The organism is Thermotoga sp. Mc24, from assembly GCF_000784835.1.
GTDB lineage: Bacteria > Thermotogota > Thermotogae > Thermotogales > Thermotogaceae > Thermotoga.
Map to the genome: position 1 here is coordinate 13412 of NZ_JSFH01000004.1, position 20552 is coordinate 33963.

16 protein-coding genes are annotated in these 20552 nt (G+C 45.6%); 4 read left to right on the plus strand and 12 right to left on the minus strand.

What is annotated here, in order from left to right:
• Positions 1–3: 3 nt before the first annotated feature.
• Complete coding sequence (ppdK, locus tag MC24_RS00795; RefSeq protein ID WP_038051601.1) at positions 4–2649, minus strand: pyruvate, phosphate dikinase; 2646 nt, start codon at positions 2647–2649, stop codon at positions 4–6.
• A 74-nt stretch (positions 2650–2723) separates the two neighbouring features.
• Positions 2724–3956 (minus strand): hypothetical protein, encoded by a 1233-nt coding sequence (locus tag MC24_RS00800; RefSeq protein ID WP_038051603.1) that lies wholly within the window; start codon positions 3954–3956, stop codon positions 2724–2726.
• A gap of 64 nt (positions 3957–4020) precedes the next feature.
• Here MC24_RS00800 and MC24_RS00805 point away from each other — a divergent pair, with 64 nt between their 5' ends.
• Genes MC24_RS00805 through mnmE form a run of 4 tightly spaced genes read left to right on the plus strand, consistent with a single transcriptional unit; the run spans position 4021 to position 9114 of the window.
• Positions 4021–4866 (plus strand): methylenetetrahydrofolate reductase, encoded by an 846-nt coding sequence (locus MC24_RS00805; RefSeq protein ID WP_038051605.1) that lies wholly within the window; start codon positions 4021–4023, stop codon positions 4864–4866.
• A complete protein-coding gene (locus MC24_RS00810) occupies positions 4853–5464 on the plus strand; it encodes a methionine synthase (protein ID WP_038051608.1) in 612 nt (203 codons plus the stop codon). The genes MC24_RS00805 and MC24_RS00810 overlap by 14 nt, the downstream gene beginning before the upstream one ends.
• Complete coding sequence (locus MC24_RS00815) at positions 5448–7757, plus strand: homocysteine S-methyltransferase family protein (protein WP_038051610.1); 2310 nt, start codon at positions 5448–5450, stop codon at positions 7755–7757. The genes MC24_RS00810 and MC24_RS00815 overlap by 17 nt, the downstream gene beginning before the upstream one ends.
• A gap of 4 nt (positions 7758–7761) precedes the next feature.
• Positions 7762–9114 (plus strand): tRNA uridine-5-carboxymethylaminomethyl(34) synthesis GTPase MnmE, encoded by a 1353-nt coding sequence (gene mnmE / locus MC24_RS00820; RefSeq protein ID WP_012896216.1) that lies wholly within the window; start codon positions 7762–7764, stop codon positions 9112–9114.
• A 28-nt stretch (positions 9115–9142) separates the two neighbouring features.
• Here mnmE and hup read toward each other — a convergent pair whose 3' ends face one another.
• The 10 genes from hup to MC24_RS00870 all read right to left on the minus strand — a co-directional run bounded on the left by hup (position 9143) and on the right by MC24_RS00870 (position 20548).
• On the minus strand, positions 9143–9415 hold the full coding sequence (gene hup, locus MC24_RS00825) for a DNA-binding protein HU (RefSeq protein WP_012896215.1): 273 nt from the start codon (positions 9413–9415) through the stop codon (positions 9143–9145).
• A 180-nt stretch (positions 9416–9595) separates the two neighbouring features.
• Positions 9596–11269 (minus strand): excinuclease ABC subunit UvrC, encoded by a 1674-nt coding sequence (uvrC, locus tag MC24_RS00830; RefSeq protein WP_038051613.1) that lies wholly within the window; start codon positions 11267–11269, stop codon positions 9596–9598.
• Positions 11229–11948 carry a pseudouridine synthase gene (locus MC24_RS00835; protein WP_012896213.1) on the minus strand — a complete coding sequence of 240 codons (720 nt, stop codon included), beginning with the start codon at positions 11946–11948 and terminating at the stop codon, positions 11229–11231. Before MC24_RS00835 ends, uvrC begins: the two co-directional genes overlap by 41 nt.
• Complete coding sequence (gene mnmG / locus MC24_RS00840) at positions 11945–13825, minus strand: tRNA uridine-5-carboxymethylaminomethyl(34) synthesis enzyme MnmG (RefSeq protein ID WP_011943271.1); 1881 nt, start codon at positions 13823–13825, stop codon at positions 11945–11947. The genes MC24_RS00835 and mnmG overlap by 4 nt, the downstream gene beginning before the upstream one ends.
• A gap of 10 nt (positions 13826–13835) precedes the next feature.
• Positions 13836–14936, minus strand: coding sequence for a DNA polymerase III subunit beta (dnaN, locus tag MC24_RS00845; RefSeq protein ID WP_011943272.1), 1101 nt, complete (start codon positions 14934–14936; stop codon positions 13836–13838).
• 13 nt (positions 14937–14949) lie between these two features.
• Entirely contained in the window at positions 14950–16158 is a 1209-nt protein-coding gene (locus MC24_RS00850) for an inorganic phosphate transporter (protein ID WP_038051615.1), read from the minus strand.
• Between the two features lie 12 nt (positions 16159–16170).
• Positions 16171–16839: a DUF47 domain-containing protein gene (locus MC24_RS00855; RefSeq protein WP_038051616.1), complete on the minus strand. Its 669-nt coding sequence runs from the start codon at positions 16837–16839 to the stop codon at positions 16171–16173.
• On the minus strand, positions 16836–17747 hold the full coding sequence (locus MC24_RS00860) for a D-alanine--D-alanine ligase (RefSeq protein WP_012896211.1): 912 nt from the start codon (positions 17745–17747) through the stop codon (positions 16836–16838). The genes MC24_RS00855 and MC24_RS00860 overlap by 4 nt, the downstream gene beginning before the upstream one ends.
• On the minus strand, positions 17662–19563 hold the full coding sequence (gene topA / locus MC24_RS00865; protein WP_038051617.1) for a type I DNA topoisomerase: 1902 nt from the start codon (positions 19561–19563) through the stop codon (positions 17662–17664). Before topA ends, MC24_RS00860 begins: the two co-directional genes overlap by 86 nt.
• Entirely contained in the window at positions 19556–20548 is a 993-nt protein-coding gene (locus tag MC24_RS00870; RefSeq protein WP_235280270.1) for a 3'-5' exoribonuclease YhaM family protein, read from the minus strand. The genes topA and MC24_RS00870 overlap by 8 nt, the downstream gene beginning before the upstream one ends.
• Between the last annotated feature and the right edge of the window lie 4 nt (positions 20549–20552).

The window sequence follows — 20552 nt, forward strand, 5'->3', positions numbered from 1 at the left end:
CAATTACTTCTTGTTCTTGAGAGCTGCCTGAGCCGCTGCAAGTCTGGCGACGGGTACCCTGTACGGCGAACAGGAAACGTAGTCGAGTCCGATCTTGTCAAAGAACAGTATGGATCTCGGATCTCCACCGTGTTCTCCACAGACTCCAACCTTGAGATCGGGCCTTGTACTTCTTCCTTTTTCCTTGCCCATCCTCACCAGTTCTCCAACACCGTCGTAATCCAACGTCTTGAACGGATCGTGTTCGAGAATGCCTTTTTCGAGGTACTCAGGCAGGAACTTTCCAACGTCGTCTCGGCTGAATCCAAAGGTCATCTGCGTGAGGTCGTTGGTACCAAAGCTGAAGAATTCAGCTTCTTCCGCTATCTGATGGGCGGTAACAGCGGCCCTTGGAACTTCGATCATGGTTCCGATCTTGTAAGTGAGCTCGACACCGGCCTCTTTTATGAGAGCGTCGGCCGTTTCCTTGATGATCTTCTTCAGGTACCTGAGCTCGTTGATGTGTCCCACGAGAGGAATCATGATTTCAGGTATTACATCTATTCCCTCTTCTTTCTTGAGTTCGATGGCTGCCCCGATAATAGCTCTGGTCTGCATCACGGCAATTTCAGGATAGGTAATGGTGAGCCTACAACCCCTGTGTCCGAGCATCGGGTTGAGTTCCCTAAGATTCTCCACGACGTTCTTGAGTTCTTCGAAGGAAACTCCCATCTGCTCGGCAACTTCCCTGATCTGTTCATCTTCCTGTGGCAGGAATTCGTGAAGAGGAGGATCTATGAGCCTTATGGTGACTGGAAGCCCCTTCATGACCCTGAACAATCCTTTGAAGTCCTCTTTCTGGAGTGGCAGGAGTTCGTCCAGGGCCTTTTCTCTTTCTTCTTTCGTCTTTGCAAGAATCATCCTTCTAACCTTGGGTATTCTATCCTTTTCGAAGAACATGTGTTCTGTTCTACAGAGTCCGATTCCTTCAGCACCGAATTTTCTCGCAACTTCCGCGTCTCTTGGTATGTCTGCGTTGGTTCTCACACCGAGTCTTCTGATCTCATCGGCCCACTGCAGAAGCTCTGCGACAGGTCCTTCAAGACCCTGTGGTTTTATGGTTGTCACTTTCCCGAGGAGAACCTCACCGGTCGTTCCATCGATGGAGATCCATTCTCCCTCTTTTACAACAACATCTCCCACTTTGAAGTACCCTTCCTCTGGATGAACTTCTATAGATTCTGCTCCGACGACCGCTGGCTTACCCATTCCTCTTGCAACAACGGCAGCGTGGGAGGTCATTCCTCCTCTGGAGGTCAGGATTCCCTGTGCGACAGCCATTCCTCCGACGTCTTCGGGGCTGGTTTCAGGTCTCACAAGAATAACCTGTTCACCTGCTTTACCGAGTTCTTCGGCTTTCTTGGCGTTGAAGACGACCTTACCCGTCGCGGCACCTGGAGACGCAGGAAGTCCTTTCGCGATGACTTTTGCCTGGGCTTTTTCTTTTGGATCGAACACTGGATGGAGCACCTGTTCAACGTCTTCGGGTCTCACCCTGAGAATCGCTTCTTCTTTGGTGATGAGTCCTTCGTGGACCATATCGACGGCGATTTTGATGGCTGCCTGAGATGTTCTCTTTCCACTTCTTGTCTGGAGCAGGTAGAGTTTACCTTTTTCGATGGTGAACTCGATGTCCTGCATATCCCTGTAGTGTTTTTCGAGTCTTTCCATTATTTCGAGGAGCTGATCGTAGACCTCTGGCATTCTGTTTTTCAGCTCTTCAAGTTTGAGAGGAGTTCTAATACCCGCAACAACGTCTTCACCCTGCGCGTTGGGAAGGAATTCTCCGTAAGGTTCCTTCTCTCCAGTGTTCGGGTCTCTTGTGAAAGCGACACCCGTTCCGGAGTCTTCTCCCATGTTTCCGAACACCATCGCAACGATGTTCACAGCCGTACCGAGTAGATCTCCTTCCTTGATCCCATGGATTTCTCTGTACTTGATGGCCCTCTCGTTCATCCAGCTACCAAACACCGCATCGATGGCAAGCCAGAGTTGTTTCCAGGGATCCTGTGGAAATTCTTTTCCTGCTTCCTTGTAGATCTGTTTGTATCTCTCAACGAGTTTTTTGAGGTCTTCTGCGTCCAGTTCAGTGTCGAGTTTCACACCTTTCTCCTTCTTGAGTTCTTCGAGTGCCTTTTCGAATCTTTCGTGTGGTATCTTCAGAACCACATCACCGAACATCTGAAGGAATCTTCTGTAAGCATCGTAGGCGAATCTTTCGTTGTTCGTCTGCTTTGCAAGCCCCTTCACTGTCTCATCGTTGAGACCAAGGTTGAGGACGGTGTCCATCATTCCAGGCATTGAAATGGCTGCACCAGATCTGACAGAAACAAGGAGTGGATTGTTGGGGTCACCGAACTTTTTCCCGGTAACTTCCTCGAGTCTTCTCATTGCCTCTTCAACCTGTTCTTTCAGCTCTTCCGGATAAGTTCTTCCGTGGTCGTAGTAGTACTTACAGACTTCCGCAGAAATGGTGAATCCGGGAGGAACAGGAATTCCAAGGTTGGTCATCTCCGCGAGGTTGGCGCCTTTTCCACCGAGGATATCCTTCATGTCTGCCCGGCCTTCTGCCTTACCGTTTGCGAAGAAGTACACGTATTTCTTTGCCATCTTCTGACTCCCTCCTTTTCCTTTCGTATCCAAGAATTTATTATAAGATCAAAACCACACGATTAACTTCGGTATCATTTCACGTTAACATGGAAAACCATTTTTCCATCTTTGTAGAATCCTCTTGCGAAGACGTAGGCTTCTTCACCTTCTCCCACAAGCGATTCCATGAGAGCCTTCATATCGAGGAAGAGGAAGAAAACGTCGTTCTTCTCAGATTTGATACCAAGGGTTCTGGGAGAGAACTGCTTACTTTTCAGAACGACCGTGTCATCCTCTGTGCAAATCGATAATCCATTCTCCAAAACAAAACATTTGCCTTCCTTTCTGTACTGAACTCCTGCGGTTTTTAAAGCATTTTCCACGGCATCAGGAGATTTCAGCTTGGCTTTTGCAACGATTTCGAGATTTGTGGGAGTGGATCCGGCTATCAGGTCCATAACTGCCGAAGACACATTCGCACTCAAGAACATCGGAGGCTCGAGCTCTTCAAAGAGATTTTTGACAACTTTCTCAATATCCGACTCGGGAAGCTGAACAGGAAGATTTTCACTTTCCATGGAAAACCCTGCGCTGGAGAGAACGTCTAACAGTCCGTCGTAGTTCTCCGTGTTGAAAATCACCGTCAATTCGCCGAACGTGTAGTAATCGGACGGGATTTCCCTCGGCTGTCCGACTTTTTCGAGGAAGTTTCTGGAGGTATCATCCGCTGGAGTGATTTCCACCTTTATTGAGAGATGATCACTTGCGGATTCTTTTGTGCTCACAACAGTGAAGGAATATTTATCCCCCTGCAGCAAACCGTAGCCAAAGAAATCAGTCTTTCCCAGAGTATCGGGAATCTCCCCCCCACCTTTCAGAGAAGCGTTCACTGCTTTAGCTGTTCCCAAGAAGAGATACCCATCTTTTTCAACAACGACCGCATCTTCCATTCCCAGTAGATCGACAATAAGAGACTTTATGCTGTCTTTCAGTTTCTTTGCCTTTTCAGATGGTCCCAGAACGAAGCAAGTGTCTTCGTTGTCGAGCTGTACAAAGAGAAATTCGTGAGAGAGGAGATCGTAGAAGTCGGATGGCTCTATATTTCTGCTGAGGAGCTGGGACTCCAGAACACCCTGTATCATCATCTCGAGGCCGAGAGTTTCTGTCAGAAACCGGCCGGTGGGAAGGCGTTTGACCTCAGAGTAGAACTCTGATAAATCCTTCACATATCGAATCACCTTGAAATTCTCCGGTACATAGTTTAATATTTGTGAAAAAGAGAGGGCCGTGACAATCAGCAGGATAAAGACAATCCATTTTTTCATGTTCAGAACCTCCTTCTTTTTTCTTCACCAAAACTTATGATAACACAGGAAAGGAGGTAGTGCGTTGAGAAGATCCCTTGAAATGGGAAAGTGTGTTGTTCTGGAAGTGTTAACACCGAGAGGCACAAACCTGAGCAAGTTCATGGAATTCGCTGAAGAAGCCTGGGAGACAGGCATCGACGCGTTCACGGTAACCGATATGCCAATGGGGAGAGTGAGAATGGCTCCCTGGGCTGTTTCTCACCTTCTTGTGGAAAGCGGAAAAGAAGTTCTCATGCACTTCACGAAGAACACAAGGAATATGATAAGGATACAATCTGATCTTTTGGGTTGTCATGCCCTCGGAGTGAAGAATCTGCTCCTCCTGTCCGGAGACAACCCTTCACACGGTGATTACCCCGACACGACTTCCGTTAACGATATAGATATTTTAGACCTCATAAGACTCACAAAGCTCATGAACGAAGGAACAGATCTTGCCGGAAACAAGATCTATGGAAAAACCGATTTCTTCGTTGGTGGAGCACTGAATCCCCTCAGCGATGAGGATATGAAAAGGGCTAAACAGAAGGTCGAAGCCGGCGTTGATTTTCTCGTCACTCAGCCGCTTTTCAACAGCGAGGTAGCGAAAAAGATCAAGGAAGAACTGAGCACGAAAATCCTCGCTTCGATAGTTTTCTTTGAAAATGAAAAACAGATGAGCTACTTCTCGAACGTTCCCGGAATAGAAATACCAGATGAGATAGTGAATTCCGCGGAGAAAGGTGATGATTACTTGAAAGAAAAAAGCTTTGAAAGTGTGCTCAGATTCGTTGAAGAGACAAAAGATGTACTGGATGGTTTCTACATAGTGGCCATCGTGAAAGATCTCGAAAAGATCAGGAAGGTGGTAGAAATTGCCAAAAGTTGAAATAGACCCCAGCGAGATAAAGATTCCAGACAACGTTTTGAAGGCAAAGCTCGGTTTCGGAAGAGCGGAGGATATACCCAAAGAATTCAGGAGAACAGTGGAAAGGGCATACGAAGAGTTACTCAATGTAGCGAGACCCGTGGTTCTGTGGCGAGATTTTGATGTGGACAACCCCCTCTCTTTCGATAGCATGAAACTCACGGGTGAACTCGCAGAGAAACACCTTTCTGGAAGTAAAATCATCACGGTTTTTCTTGCAACACTTGGAAAGAGGGTAGACGAAAAGATAGAGGAGTACTTTAGAAACGGGGAGGATCTTCTTGCATTTTTCATCGATGGAATTGCTTCAGAGATGGTGGAGTACGCTTTGAGAAAAGTAGACGCAGAACTCAGAATGGAAAGATTCAACCTGGAGGGAAGTTTCAGAATTTCACCTGGTTACGGTGATCTTCCACTTTCCTTGAACAAGAAGATCGTCGAAATTTTCAAAGATGAAGTGGACGTCAATGTGATAGAAGACTCCTATGTGCTCGTTCCCAGAAAAACCATCACAGCGTTCGTGGGCTGGAGGGAAAAGAAGAATGAGAAACAGACATGAGGTTTCAAAATTGCTTTCAGAAAGAGTGTTGCTCCTGGATGGAGCTTACGGGACAGAGTTCATGAAGTACGGATACGATGATCTTCCCGAAGAGCTGAATATAAAAGCACCCGATGTGGTGCTGAAGGTTCATAGAAGTTACATAGAGAGTGGCTCGGATGTCATTCTGACGAACACGTTCGGTGCCACAAGGATGAAACTGAGAAAACATGGACTGGCGGACAAACTGGATCCTATTGTGAGAAACGCTGTGAGAATCGCAAGAAGAGCAGCTGGAGAGAAGCTTGTTTTTGGAGATATCGGCCCAACAGGAGAGCTTCCGTATCCACTCGGAAACACTTTGTTCGAAGAGTTCTACGAGAACTTCAGAGAAACCGTGAAGATAATGGTCGAAGAAGGTGTCGATGGAATCATCTTTGAGACGTTCTCGGACGTTCTCGAACTGAAAGCCGCTGTACTCGCAGCGAGGGAAGTCTCCCGCGATGTTTTCCTGATTGCCCACATGACATTCGACGAGAAGGGAAGAAGTCTCACAGGGACAGATCCCGCGAACTTCACCATCACGTTCGATGAACTGGATGTCGATGCCCTCGGTATAAATTGTTCACTCGGACCCGAAGAGATCCTCCCCATTTTTCAGGAACTGTCTCAGTACACAGACAAGTTCCTCGTAGTGGAACCTAATGCGGGAAAGCCCATCGTGGAGAACGGGAAAACCGTGTATCCTTTGAAACCACACGACTTTGCCGTTCACATAGATTCCTACTACGAACTCGGTGTGAATATATTCGGAGGTTGCTGCGGGACCACCCCTGAGCACGTGAAGCTCTTCAGAAAAGTTCTCGGAAACAGAAAACCTCTTCAAAAAAGAAAGAAAAAGAGAATATTCGCTGTCTCTTCCCCTTCAAAACTCGTGACGTTCGACCATTTTGTTGTCATAGGAGAGAGGATAAACCCTGCAGGTAGAAAGAAGCTCTGGGCAGAGATGCAGAAAGGAAACGAAGAGATCGTGATCAACGAAGCGAAAACACAGGTGGAAAAAGGTGCGGAAGTACTCGATGTGAACTTCGGCATAGAATCTCAGATATACATACGATACGTGGAAAAAATCGTTCAAACACTTCCGTATGTTTCAAACGTTCCTCTTTCCTTGGACATCCAGAGCGTAGACCTCGCAGAGAAAGCACTCAGGGTCTACCCGGGAAGGCCTCTTTTCAACTCGTCCAAGGTAGATGAAGAAGATCTCGAAAGAAAAATAGGCCTGTTGAAGAAGTACGGAGGCACACTCATCGTACTTTTGATGGGAAAAGACGTTCCAAAAAGCTTCGAAGAGAGAAAAGGATACTTCGAAAAGGCCTTGAAAATCTTAGAGAAACACGACTTCTTAGATAGGGTGATTTTCGATCCAGGAGTTCTGCCTCTCGGCGCAGAAGGGAAACCGGTGGAAGTGCTGAAGACCATAGAATTCATCTCAAGCAGAGGTTTCAACACAACAGTGGGCCTTTCCAACCTGTCTTTCGGCCTTCCTGACAGAAGTTATTACAACACCGCTTTCCTCGTTCTTGGAGTATCTAAAGGTTTGAGTTCTGCCATCATGAATCCTTTCGACGAAACACTGATGAAGACTCTGAACAGTGCACTTGTGGTACTCGAAAAGAAGGAACTTCCCAGAGCTGAAGTGAAGGAAGAAAAACTGGTTGAAGTTATACTCTCCGGAAACCAGTCGGAACTCGAGAAGCTCGTGGAGGATTTTCTGAAGAAAAAAGATCCTCTCTCCATCATAGAAGAACACCTGAGGCCAGCGATGGAACGTATTGGAGAACTCTACGATAAAGGAAAGATCTTTCTGCCGCAACTCATCCTCGCTGCTCAAACGGTGAAACCCGTGTTCGACAAACTGACATCGATGCTTCCATCAGACAGTCAGGGAGAAACATTCGTCATTGCAACAGTCAAGGGTGACGTGCACGACATAGGAAAAAACATAGTGGCATCTGTGATCAGAAGCAGCGGGTACCGCGTGGTGGACCTTGGAAAGGACGTGGATACATCGAAAATAGTGGAAGCCGTGGAAAGAGAAAGACCCGTTGCACTCGGTCTGTCTGCAATGATGACAACCACTGTCAGCAGAATAAAGGAAGTTGTGGAAAAGCTCAAAGAAAAGAACCTGAAAATCCCTGTCATAGCGGGTGGCGCTTCCCTGAACGAAAAACTCGCAAAGGAGTTAGGAGCGGACTACTACGCAAAGAACGCTTCCGAAGCGGTAAAAATACTGAAATCTCTCGGGAGATGAGAGTGTGGACACCATTGTCGCTGTAGCCACTCCCCACGGAAAAGGGGCAATCGCGATTCTCAGGTTGAGCGGTCCAGATAGCTGGAAGGTCGTTCAGAAACACCTTCGAACACGATCGAAAATCATTCCACGAAGGGCAATCCACGGATGGATCCATGAAAACGGAGAGGATGTGGATGAGGTAGTAGTCATTTTCTATAAATCACCGAAGAGCTACACAGGAGAGGACATGGTAGAGGTGATGTGTCACGGTGGACCGCTCGTGGTAAAGAAGATGTTGGATCTCTTCTTAAGATCTGGCACACGAATGGCCGAACCCGGCGAATTCACAAAACGGGCTTTCTTAAATGGAAAAATGGATCTCACTTCGGCGGAGGCTGTAAGAGACCTCATAGAAGCGAAAAGTGAAACCGGTTTGAAACTCTCCTTGAGAAATCTCAAGGGAGGATTGAGGGGTTTCATTGAGAATCTAAGAAGAGACCTCATAGAAATTCTTGCTGAGATACGGGTAGAACTGGATTATCCAGATGAAATAGAGACGGACACGGGCGGAGTGGTGACCAAACTGGAGCAAATAAAAGAAGAACTCACAGAAGAACTGAGAAAAGCAGATGCGGGTATTCTTCTCAACAGAGGGCTCAGGATGGTTATCGTGGGAAAGCCCAACGTGGGGAAATCCACTCTTCTGAATAGACTTTTGAACGAGGACAGGGCTATCGTCACAGATATACCCGGAACAACGAGGGATGTTATCAGCGAAGAAATCGTCATAAAAGGAATACTTTTCAGGATAGTCGACACAGCGGGTGTGAGATCGGAAACAAACGATCTGGTCGAGAGACTGGGAATAGAGAGGACTCTTCAGGAGGTAGAGAAAGCCGACATAGTACTGTTTGTGCTCGACGCATCTTCACCTCTCGATGAAGAAGACAGAAAAATCCTTGAAAGGATAAAGAACAAACGCTATCTTGTGGTGATAAACAAAGTGGATGTGGTGGAGAAGATAAACGAGGAGGAGATAAAGAACAAACTCGGAACAGACAGACACATGGTGAAGATATCTGCCCTGAAAGGAGAAGGACTCGAAAAACTGGAGGAAGCCATCTACAGAGAAACTCAGGAGATCTTTGAAAGAGGTTCTGATTCTCTCATCACAAACCTTCGACAGAAGCAGTTGCTTGAAAACGTTAAAGCACACTTAGAGGACGCCATAAGATCTTTGAAGGAAGGAATGCCAGTTGATATGGCTTCTATAGATCTGGAGAGAGCCCTCAATCTTCTCGATGAAGTGACGGGAAGGAGCTTCAGAGAAGACCTGCTGGATACCATATTCTCCAACTTCTGTGTTGGAAAATAAATGAGGGGAAGGGTTTCCCCTTCCCCTATCACTTGACCTTCTCTTTGAGAGCTTTTCCAGGTTTGAACTTCGGAACCTTTCTCTCGGGAATGGTGATGGGTTTTCTTGTCTGAGGATTCACGCCTTTTCTTGCGGCGGCTTTTCTCACTTCGAAGCTTCCGAATCCAACGATCTGAACCTTTTCACCCTTCGCGAGAGCTTCTGTGATCGTTTCGAGGATGGTGTCGAGAATCACTCTTACATCCTTCTTCTTCGCACCTGCTTTCTTCGCCACTCTGTCGATGAGTTCCTTTTTGTTCATGAAACCCCCTCCTTTCTAGGGTTGTAAAGCGTTCTTCTCACTGCTTGTAAATATACCATTTTACAGCGGGGTGTTGCAAGTCCCTTTAGAAAAGCACTTCGAAGTCTGGAAGTTCTAAAACACCCATAAAAAGCGGAATTTCGAAAAATAGGACAAAATTTAGAATCAGTTACAGAAAATTTACAAAGCATCCAGGACTCTTCGTGCTATTTCACTACTACCAACAATCCTTGCTATTTCCTCCAGGGAGGCAGAACGAATATTCTCCAGAGAACCAAAGTGTTCGATGAGCTTTTTCTTTCTGATGGGACCTATCCCAGGCACACTATCAAGGACGGACTTGAGTGTTTCTTTCTCTCTTCGTTTTCTGTGGTAACTCACAGCGAATCTGTGCGTTTCATCTCTTATCTGAACAAGGAGCCTCAAAACTGGGTGATCGTGTGGAAGGTGTATTTCTCTGTTTTCAAAGACAACGGTCTCTTCTTTCTTCGCGAGGCCAACGACAGGGCAGTCCTTTCCTGTTTCCTTCAACGCTTCGATAGCGGCGTTTACTTGACCTATTCCACCATCCACGAACAGAAGATTTGGAAGAGGGTGTTTCGAATATCTTCTTTTCACGACCGTTCTTATCGATTCGTAATCATCGGGATGATCCTGTTCAATCTTGTAACGTCTGTAATCGCTCTTTTTGGGAAATCCATCCTCGAACACCACCAGAGAAGCCACGGTGTGTTTTCCCTGAAGATGAGAAACATCGATCCCTTCTATCCTGTACGGGAAATCTTTCAAATTCAGAAGCTTCATCAATTCTTCGAGCGCTTCCTTCTTCAGCCCTCTCATTTTCAACTCGTTTTCCAGGTTCTTCTTTGCTTTCTCGAGAAGATCCGCTTCTGTGGTGGAACGTGGTGGACCCACATACTCAAAACCGAGAGAAGAGTAATCCATTTCGTCCAGATTACTCTCCAGAATGAGATTTTTCGGTATATCACCTCTTCCGGATACGTAGTATTCTCTGATGAAATCTTCCACACTTCCCCCTTCCATTTCAAAGGAGATCTTTCCTACGAGATAACCATTTCTGACCCTCAAAACGACGAACAGGTCGTGTGCGTGGACCAAAACGTCACAGTTGATGTTTTCTTCAAAAACCACACCCTGAGATTCCAGAACATTCGACAGATTCAAAAGAAGATCCCTGTACTTTGCAGCGTTCTCGAAATCGAGCATTTTACTGTGAGTCTCCATCTTTTCTTTCAAATAATCGAAGACTTCTCCCATGTTCCCAGAGAGAAACTCTTTCAGCCTTCTTATCGCCTCTTCATGCGATTCTACGTTTCCAATGCACGGACCGGTACACCTGCCAAGATGGTAAAGGAAACAGGGCCTCTTTATCCTTCTCAAATCGGATTTGCAAGTTCTGAAGCCCATTATCTTCTGAAGGATTTCCAGTAGATTTTTTACGAATTGAACGCTGGTGTAGGGGCCAAAGTACGTTCCCTCCTTTGATCTTCTCTTCACGATTTCAACGTACGGTATCTCATCATCGGATATCCTGATGTAAGGATAGAAATCCGTGTCTTTGAGACGAACGTTGTACTTCGGCCTGTACTTTTTTATGAGATTTGCCTCGAGTATGAACGCTTCCCTTTCGTTCATCACAACGATCGTTTCCAGTTCGTCCGCTTCTTCGATGATTCTGAACACTTTCTCCGTCTGGGGATTGAGGTAACTCCTCAATCTGTTGGACAATATCTTTGCTTTTCCTATGTAGATGGGAACACCTTTGTCCTTGAAGATGTAAACACCAGGCTCTTCAGGAGCGAGGAGTATTTTCTTTCTTATTCTCTCCTTCAAAAACCTTCTTCACCTCCTCTTCACTCAAAAATCTGTACTCTCCGGGTTTCATATCATCGGGTAGAACGAGTTCACCGATTCTTGTTCTCTTCAAGTGCACTGTTCTTAGACCCACAGCAGCCGTCATCCGTTTGACCTGATGATACCTACCCTCCGTTATAACTATCTTCAACGTGTCGTTCGACAGTTTCTCCACACATTTCGCTTTCGCGAAAAAACCGTCCCTCAAAGTCACACCATTTTTCAACTTTTCTATCTTGTCTTCTGTGATTTCTCCTTCTACCTTCACGATGTACTCTTTTTCTACAGACCATTTCGGCGAAGTCACGCGATGAGCGAAATCACCATCGTTCGTTATTATCAGGAGACCTTCGGCGTCTTTGTCGAGTCTTCCAACGGGGAAGATTCCTTTCAATGGGGGAAGAAATTCCATGATGGTTTCCGAATGGGGATCTTTCGTGCTGGTCACGTATCCTGAAGGTTTGTGGAAGAGAATGTAAACCTTTCTGTGAAAGTTCACCGTCTCACCATCGAGTACAACAACATCGTTCTCCGACACAGAATGACCAGGATCGAGCACCACTCTCCCGTTAACGGTCACCCTGCCCTGTTTTATCAGTTTTTTCACTTCTTTTCTTGTTCCCACACCACTGTTCGAAAGATACCTGTCCAGTCTCATTGTTTCTTCTTGTCCAGGTAGATTATGAGGTTCGAAATATCGGAAGGGTTTATTCCCGGGATTCTCATAGCCTGACCGATGGATCTTGGCCTGATCTTCTTCAATTTATCCTTCGCTTCTGTGGAGAGATTTGGAACCGCGTCGTAATCTAAATCGTACGGTACCTCGTAATTTTCATACTTTTCAAAGACAGCGACCTCTTCAAACATCTTCTGGATGTATCCCTCGTATTTCACGTTTATTTCCACCTGCTCCACGACTTCTGGATCATCCATGGGGTTTGGATCCAGAAACTTCAGCGTACTGTAACTCAACTGAGGACGTTTCAAAAGATGATATAGAGAGACCGACTCTTTGAGAGGACTGGTTCCCAGAGAAGTTAAAAGATCGTTGATCCTGTCAGAAGGTTTCACAGCGACCTTCTTCAAACGTTCGATCTCTTCGTTTATTCTACGTTCAAGACTCAGTACCTTTTCGTAAAACCACTTGGGAATCAGTCCCACTCGATAACCGTACTTTGCCAGTCGCAGATGAGCGTTGTCGTGTCGGAGAAGGAGACGATACTCGGCCCTCGAAGTGAGAAGTCGATACGGTTCATCCACTCCCCTTGTTACCAGGTCGTCTATCAGAACACCAATGTAAGCCTCGGATCTCTTCAAAATGAGGGGAGACTCTCCACGGAGTTTGAGAGCAGCGTTTATACCGGCGATTATACCCTGCCCAGCCGCTTCCTCGTATCCGCTCGTCCCATTCACCTGACCTGCAAAATAGAGATTCTCCACAAGTTTTGATTCGAGTGTGGGATAGAGCTGTCTGGGATCTATATAGTCGTATTCTATCGCATAGGCAGGACGAGTGATGATAGCGTTTTCCAACCCTTTCACACTTCTTATCATCTTTATTTGTGCTTCATAGGGAAGACTCGTACTCAAACCGTTCAGGTAGTACTCTTCTGTGTCTCTTCCTTCCGGTTCCACAAAAACTTGGTGCGATTCTTTGTCTTTGAATTTGACGACCTTGTCCTCTATGGAAGGACAGTACCTTGGTCCTACTCCTTCTATGAGTTTGACCGTTCCATACAGGGGCGAAAATTCCAGATACTGTCTTATTATGCTGTGGGTCTCCGGGTTCGTTCTGGTCAGCCAGCAGGGGTAATCCTTCGGAAGCACTCTCGGTTCGTCAAAGAAGGAAAAAGCAAGGGGTTCATCCGAAGTGTCTTGCCTTTCCATGACAGAAAAGTTTATAGAGCGTTTCAACACACGAGCCGGCGTTCCTGTCTTGAATCTACCAACCTCGAATCCCAGTTCTATGAGACTCTCCGTGAGTTTTGTCGCCGGAAACTCTCCCATCCGACCTGCTGGAAACGTGGAACGACCGATGAATATCTTTCCTCTCAGAAAAGTCCCTGTTGTCACAATCACAGCCTTTCCCAGGTAGTCTATCCCGTAATTGTCTACAACCCCTTTAACCTTTCCTTTCTCCGTCAGAATCTTTTCAACGATGCCATGCCTTAGTACTATGTTCGGATTCGTTTCCAGCTTTCTTTTCATCGTTCTGCTGTACAAGATCTTGTCTATCTGAGCCCTTAAAGCCCTCACAGCGGGTCCTTTACTCACGTTCAGCATTCGTATGTTTATCATCGTCTCGTCGGTGGTTTTGGCCATCTCTCCACCAAGAGCGTCTATTTCGCGAACCACAACACCCTTTGCCGGACCACCTATGGCGGGATTGCACGGGGCCCATCCTACGGTGTCTGGATTAACCGCGAGAACAAGTACCCTGAAACCCATCCGCGCGGCCGCAAGAGCCGCCTCTATTCCTGCATGACCAGCTCCCACAACGATCACATCGTAGACACGATCGTCCTCAGGTCTCAAATCAACCACCTCACGCCAATCTGATGGGCATTACTATGTAGAGGTATCCAGAAATGTCGAGTGGATTGATCTGACAGGGGCTGGTGGAATCCACGAAGTTCATTTCTATTTCTTCAGTCTCAATGTGCTTCAAAACGTCCTCGATGAACTTCGGGTTGAAAGCGATCACGAGGTCTTCCCCCTCTTTCTGAACTTCAACTTCATCGATCACTTCTCCATAATCTGGACTTTTGCTCACGAGCCTCATGACGTTTTCTTCTATTTCGAACTTCACAGATTCGCTTCCCTTGCTGGCGATTACCATCACTCTTTTCAACGATTCCATAAGGTCCTTTCTGGAAACCACCACTTTTGTTTTGAAAGTTTCGGGGATTACTCTTTTGTAATCGGGGAATTCAGCGTCGACTACTCTCATCACCGTTTCCACGTCGTTTGTCGTCAGAGAAACTCTCCTTCCATCGTATCTCACCGTTATAGTCGGCTCCGTTGTGTTGTCCAGCACATTTTGAACTTCTTTCATGCTCTTCAAAGAGAGCAAGAAACTCGTCTCTTCCTCATTCTCTATCTGTTCCTCTGCAAGTGCGAGTCTAAACCCATCACTGGCAACCAGCCTGAGAAGATTCTTGTGGAGTTCCCAGAAGACTCCGTTCAGATTTCGCATAAATTCATCTTTGGCGGCAGCGAAGATGACCTTTTCAACCATCTCTTCGAGGAGCGAAATATCGACCTCGAAAGTTATTCCAGATTCAGCCGGCGTTATCTCAGGAAATTCATCCGCGGGCATGGTGGTAATTCTGAAAACGGTGCTTCCAGAACTTATAACAAGAACATCACCCTCTAAAGAAAGTTCTGTGATTTCATCCGGAAGAACTTTGACCAACTTTTGGATGATGTCTCCCGGTACCACGAAACGTGCTTCACCGGAGATTTCAGCGGCGTTCACGGTTGCTTTGACTCCCGTTTCAAGGTCGGTCGTACAGATGTAGAAATTTCCATCTTTCACTTCGAAAAGGAATCCGGCAAGAATGGGTTTCACAGATTTTTTAGCAAGTGCTTTTGAAGCAATGGTTATTTTGTCTCTCAATTCAAGAGTCGTAACGGTTATTTTCATCATCACACCCCCATTAGAATTTTAATATCAGCTTCAGAACCCAATAAACAGCTGCAGAAGTCGCTGCCACCGTTGGTACTATGAGAAGCCAGGATATAACGATGTTTTTCAACACACCAACGTTCACCATTTCGAGTCCTCTGGCAAAACCAACACCCGTGACAGCTCCCACCACAACGTGTGTCGTGGAGACAGGAAGACCAAGTGACGAAGCAAGCAAAACAGTCGTCGCTGTGGAAAAATCCACGGTGAATCCTCTGGAATTTGTGAGCGTCGTTATTTTCTCCCCCACCGTTTCCATCACTTTTTGCCCAAAGAAGAACACTCCCAATGAGATCCCAATTCCTCCAAGAAGAAGTGCCAGAAACGGTATCTCCACGGTTTTTGGAACAACACCCGTTGACGCAACGATCATGACCGCTGCTACAGGACCCGCAGCATTGGCGACGTCGTTGGCTCCATGGGAGAAAGAAACGTAGCAGGAAGTGAGAATCTGAGCGCGTTTGAACACGTTCTCAACCGCATCGTACACATTCTTTGTTTTGTTCACCAGTTTTCTCACAGTGAAGTGAATTCCAAAAAATGTTACAATGGAAAAAATGATACCAAGAATAAGGGATTCACTGAGAGACTGTTTGAGCGTCTTTTTTACAAAAAGAGATGTCATTGTGAAAACCGCGAGGGATATGAAAAACGGGATAGCTATAGTGGAAGATTTCTTCGGATTTTTTGTGTGGAACACTGAGAGAGAGATCAGCTTGAATATCACAAAAGAGATCAAACCGCCGAAAACAGGGGAAACAATCCAGGAAAATACTATGAATAGGAATGTTTTCCAGTTTATACCATCTACGCCCACTGCCACAAGACCGAATCCAATCATTCCTCCGACTATGGAATGAGTTGTGGAAACAGGATAACCCCAGTTGGTCGCTATAAGGATCCACAGTGAAGCTGCAATCAGTGCCGACAGCGAACCATACATTAGTTCCACCGGTTGAACTTTCTCCACTTCCACTATTCCTTTGACGATCGTTTGGGAGACATGAGAGCCGAACATAATTGCCCCAAGAAACTCGAGAAACATCGCTATAGTTGCTGCCTGTCGTACAGTTATGGCCTTTGCCCCAACGGCTGTCGCCATGGAATTCGCCACATCGTTGGCTCCTATGGAGAAAGCCATGATGAAACCAAGTATGCCAGCTACGATAAGTATTGTCACGTTATTCCCTCCTCATCTAAGGATGGAATTTATCCTCTTTGTGATATCTTTGCCCTGATCGGCGATCTTCGAAATAAGTCTTGCCACTTTGCTCAGGAACATCAGATCTATTGGATTCATACTGTTCTTGAGGGAATAGAGTTTTTTACCAAGATTTCTTGATATTGCGTCGACTTCCCTCTCCTCCATGGACACGTCAAATATTTCTCTTTCTTCCTTTTCTTTTTCAAAAGGTGAAAAATCGCTCTCCGCGAGTACGCGGAGCTGTTCGATTACTTCGGTGGTTTCTCTGATAGTATCAAATACGTTTTCAACGAGTTCCCTGAACAACTCTTTGATATTCTCCGGCACATTTTCAACCCTGTTCATATCGAGCATAATGACGATATCCCTGACAAGGTCGAGAATCTCATCTGCTTTGTGAACTATGTAAAGAAAGTCATCTTTCTCGAAGTAGGTGTACTTCATTTTGAGATACATCCTCTTCAGCTTTGACTTGATCTCATCCGACTCTCGCTCCAGAGAGATCACACGATTGAGGTGGCCTTCCCCGAATTTTCCGGCGAAGTAATCCTCGATAGCATCCTTGAGAAGTACAACAGCCGATTCGCCTCTTCTGGAAAGATTTATGAGAAGATCAATAGGAGACTCCTCCGGGAGCATTCTTTCTATAAATTTCATGCTCTCACCTCTCCCTTCAAAAAGGCGCTTTTTAAGATGATTTCAACGAGTTCCTCGAACTCGATCCCCCCCGCTTTCGCACTTGCTGGAAGATCACTGGTTTCTGTTAAACCTGGCACTGTGTTGATTTCCAGAAAGTAGAACCTACCATTGCTGAAAATACCATCCACTCTTCCAAAACCTCTGCAACCAGCTTCCACAAATGCTTTGAGGGCTGTTTCCTTGACGAGTCGTTCTTCCGAAGGATTCAAAGGAGCAGGAAGAATAAACTCAGTTTCACCTTTCGTGTACTTCGCAACGTAGTCGTAGAACCGACGCTTCGGTCGCAACTCAAGAATGGGAAGGACCTCGAAACCTTTTTCTGTCTCTAAAATAGACACGGTCATCTCCCTGCCGGGGATGTACTCTTGAACAATAACACTTCCATATTGTGGTAAATCTTCTTTGATTGCGTGTTGAAACTCCTCATCTGATTCACAAATGAACACTCCTATACTTGAACCCTCCCTCCTCGGTTTTACCACACAGGGATACCCGAGGGGAGAAGTTTCCATGAATTCCCTGATCTCTATGAAATCAGGTATCTCGACGATGTCTTTTAAAAACCTGTAAGTTGCTAGTTTATCAAAGCAAATCATACTTGAAAACGCATCGGACCCGGTGTATCTAATTCCCAAAAAATCCAGAATTGCTTGAAGCGTTCCATCCTCACCAAAAGTTCCATGGAGAACATTGAAGACCACATCAAAACTTTTTAACTGATCCACTTCTTTGAGAAAATCCTCTTTAACATCAAAAACGGTGTATTCATACCCAAGTTTTTCAAGAGCTTTTTTTACCCTTTCTCCGCTTCTCAGGGAGATTTCTCTTTCCCTTGATACTCCTCCCATCAGGAGAGCCACTCTCACTGTCTTTCCTCCCCAGGAATATCTTTCCATCGTCTATGACCGCAATTTCGTCGTTCCTCACACTTCTGGTGCTACCACACTCACATTTCAAATAGAAGCCGTATTTCCCAAAAGAGAGTCTCATTTCTTTTCCACACGAACATTTCTGGTTCGTTGGAAAATCGATCACAATCCTGTCGTTCCTATCGAACACACTGGAAAAGGATTGATAAAACTCTTGCAAGACGATCTTGTCTGTCTTCTTGCCCTGTTCGACTTCATCGAGATCCTTCTCCATTTCAGCCGTGAAAGAAACGCTAACAACGTCGGAGTACTTTTTCTCCAGATAATCCATGACAACACTTCCAACGACAGTAGGATAGAGATAACCTCTGATCTTCTTTATGTAACCCCTATTCAACAGGAGCTTTATCGTGGATGCGTAGGTGCTGGGACGACCTATACCAAGCCTTTCCATTTCCTTCACGAGTGAACCTTCAGTGTACCTTGGTTTTGGTTTGGTTTCCTGTTCTTCTATTTCTACAACCACCGGTTTCACAGATTCTCCTTCTTCGAAAGGAAACTCCCCTGTGTTTCTTTCCGTCGTCCACACCTTTTCGTATCCATCGAAAATCTTTTTCAACACCGTTCCTTTGAATCTGTACTTTCCGTCTTTTGTTCTCAGGACAAAGCGAGTTTCTTCGTATTGAGAAGGCTTCATCTGAGAAGCGAGAAATCTCTTCCATATCAACTCGTAGAGTTTTTTCTGGTCAGGATTCAGGTATTTCCCCGCTTCCTCGGGTGTCATGAAAACGTTCGTGGGACGAATCGCTTCGTGCGCATCCTGTATTTTTGTGTTGCTTTTTCTCTTTGCTCCTTTCGAACCAACATAATCCTCTCCAAAGACTTCTGTTATCAGATTCCTGGCTTCCTCTTTCGCGTAATCCGATACACGCGTTGAATCTGTTCTCATATAGGTTATGAACGCGATGTGTCCATCTTTCGTTTCTACACCTTCATACAACTGCTGGGCGATCATCATGGTTTTGGAAACGGAGAAACCCAGTTTGGAATACGCCTCCTGCTGGAGGGTACTGGTTTTGAAGGGTTCTGGAGGTGAAAAGTTTTTCAAAGAAACCTCTTTCTCCTCTACGACGAGTTCGTCTATACTCTTGATCTCTTTCAACGTTTCAGAGTCGAAAAACTTCTTTTCTTTCACATCTATTTCTGCCGTGAGACCATCGAATTTGACGGTGATCTTGTGGTACTTCTTTGGTACAAACCTGAGGATTTCTCTCTCTCTATCACAAACGAGCTTCAGTGTAGCCGATTGGACCCTGCCAGCGCTCAGGTTGGTTTTAAAATTTCTCCAGAGTACCGGACTCAGAGAATAACCAACGATCCTATCCAGAATTCTCCTTGCAAGCTGTGCTCGAACTTTCTTCATGTCAATTTCTCGAGGATTTTTAACGGCTTCTCTTATCACGCGAGGAGTGATCTCAGAGAACACGATTCTGTTCTTCTTCCCAAGAGTGTTCGTCACTCTGGCTATGTGCCAGGCTATAGCTTCTCCTTCCCTATCCATATCAGAAGCGATGAGCAGTTCTCCCTTTTTTGCAAGATCTTTCAGCTTTTCGACCACCTTTTCTTTTCCTTTTATTACCACGAATTCCGGTTCGAAATCCTTTTCCAGATCTATCCCAAATTTACTTTTGGGAAGATCTATGATATGACCCATCGAAGCGAAGACTTCGTATTCGTTTCCAAGAATACTCTTGATCGTCTTCGCCTTGGCAGGAGACTCAACGACGATGTATTTCTTCACTTTCCTATTCATCAGTTACTTCACCTCTTAAAAAGATTCTCCTTCCCAGATTCTTATCGTACTCTGTCCATCCCTGATCCGTTTCGGAACTTTCAATAACCTCAATGAATCGAGCTATCTTGGAATCCAAGTTCTCAACGTGGTGAACTATTAAAGCCTCTATCGTTTTTGGAACCACGGGTGATCCCCACTCGAGTTCTCCATGGTGAGAAAGGATTATGTGCTCCAACTCGAGGATCTTGTGTTCTGGAATAGACAACTTTTTCCCCATTTCCCTGATCATAGCCGCCCCTATCGCTATATGACCCTTCAACTCCCCTTCAGTGGTCACTTCGATCCCGGATTCTGTGATCTTGTACTCTTCCACCTTCCCAACATCATGAAGAAGGGCTCCAGTTATGAGAAGATCTCTGTCGAGAGAGTAATATTTGCTGATCTCTCTGCAGATCTCAGCGACCGTGACACTGTGTTCCAGAAGACCGCCTATGTAGGCGTGATGAACTCTCATACCCGCCGGTGATCTGAAGAATTTTTCAGAGAACTCTTTATCTTCAAAGAAAGCCTTCAAGAGTTTTTTGTAGTGCTGATCTTTTACTTGATCCAAAAGAACAAAAAGTTTTTTCTTCAAAACCTCCAGGTCTTTTTTCGACTGTGCAACGAATTTCGTGTAATCGTATTCGTCGTCCTTCAAAATCTTTATGGCGCCGTAATCGTTATCCAGGTTTATCTGTATTCTGTTCTCAAAAAATACCACTCTGCCTTTCACCCTGACGACGGTCCCTTCTTTCAAGCGTTGATCGTTGAGCTCAGCATTGTACCAGTCCACAGCCCTGACGGTTCCCGTCCTGTCTTCCAGCGTCATGATCAGGAATTTCTTACTATCTTTTGTTTCCTGGAGTTTTTTACTCCTAACCTTCAGGATGATTTCAACGTTGTCGTTGATATGACTCTTCAAATCCTGAACAAACAGTTCCTGTTTTAACAGATCTCTTGGCATCAAA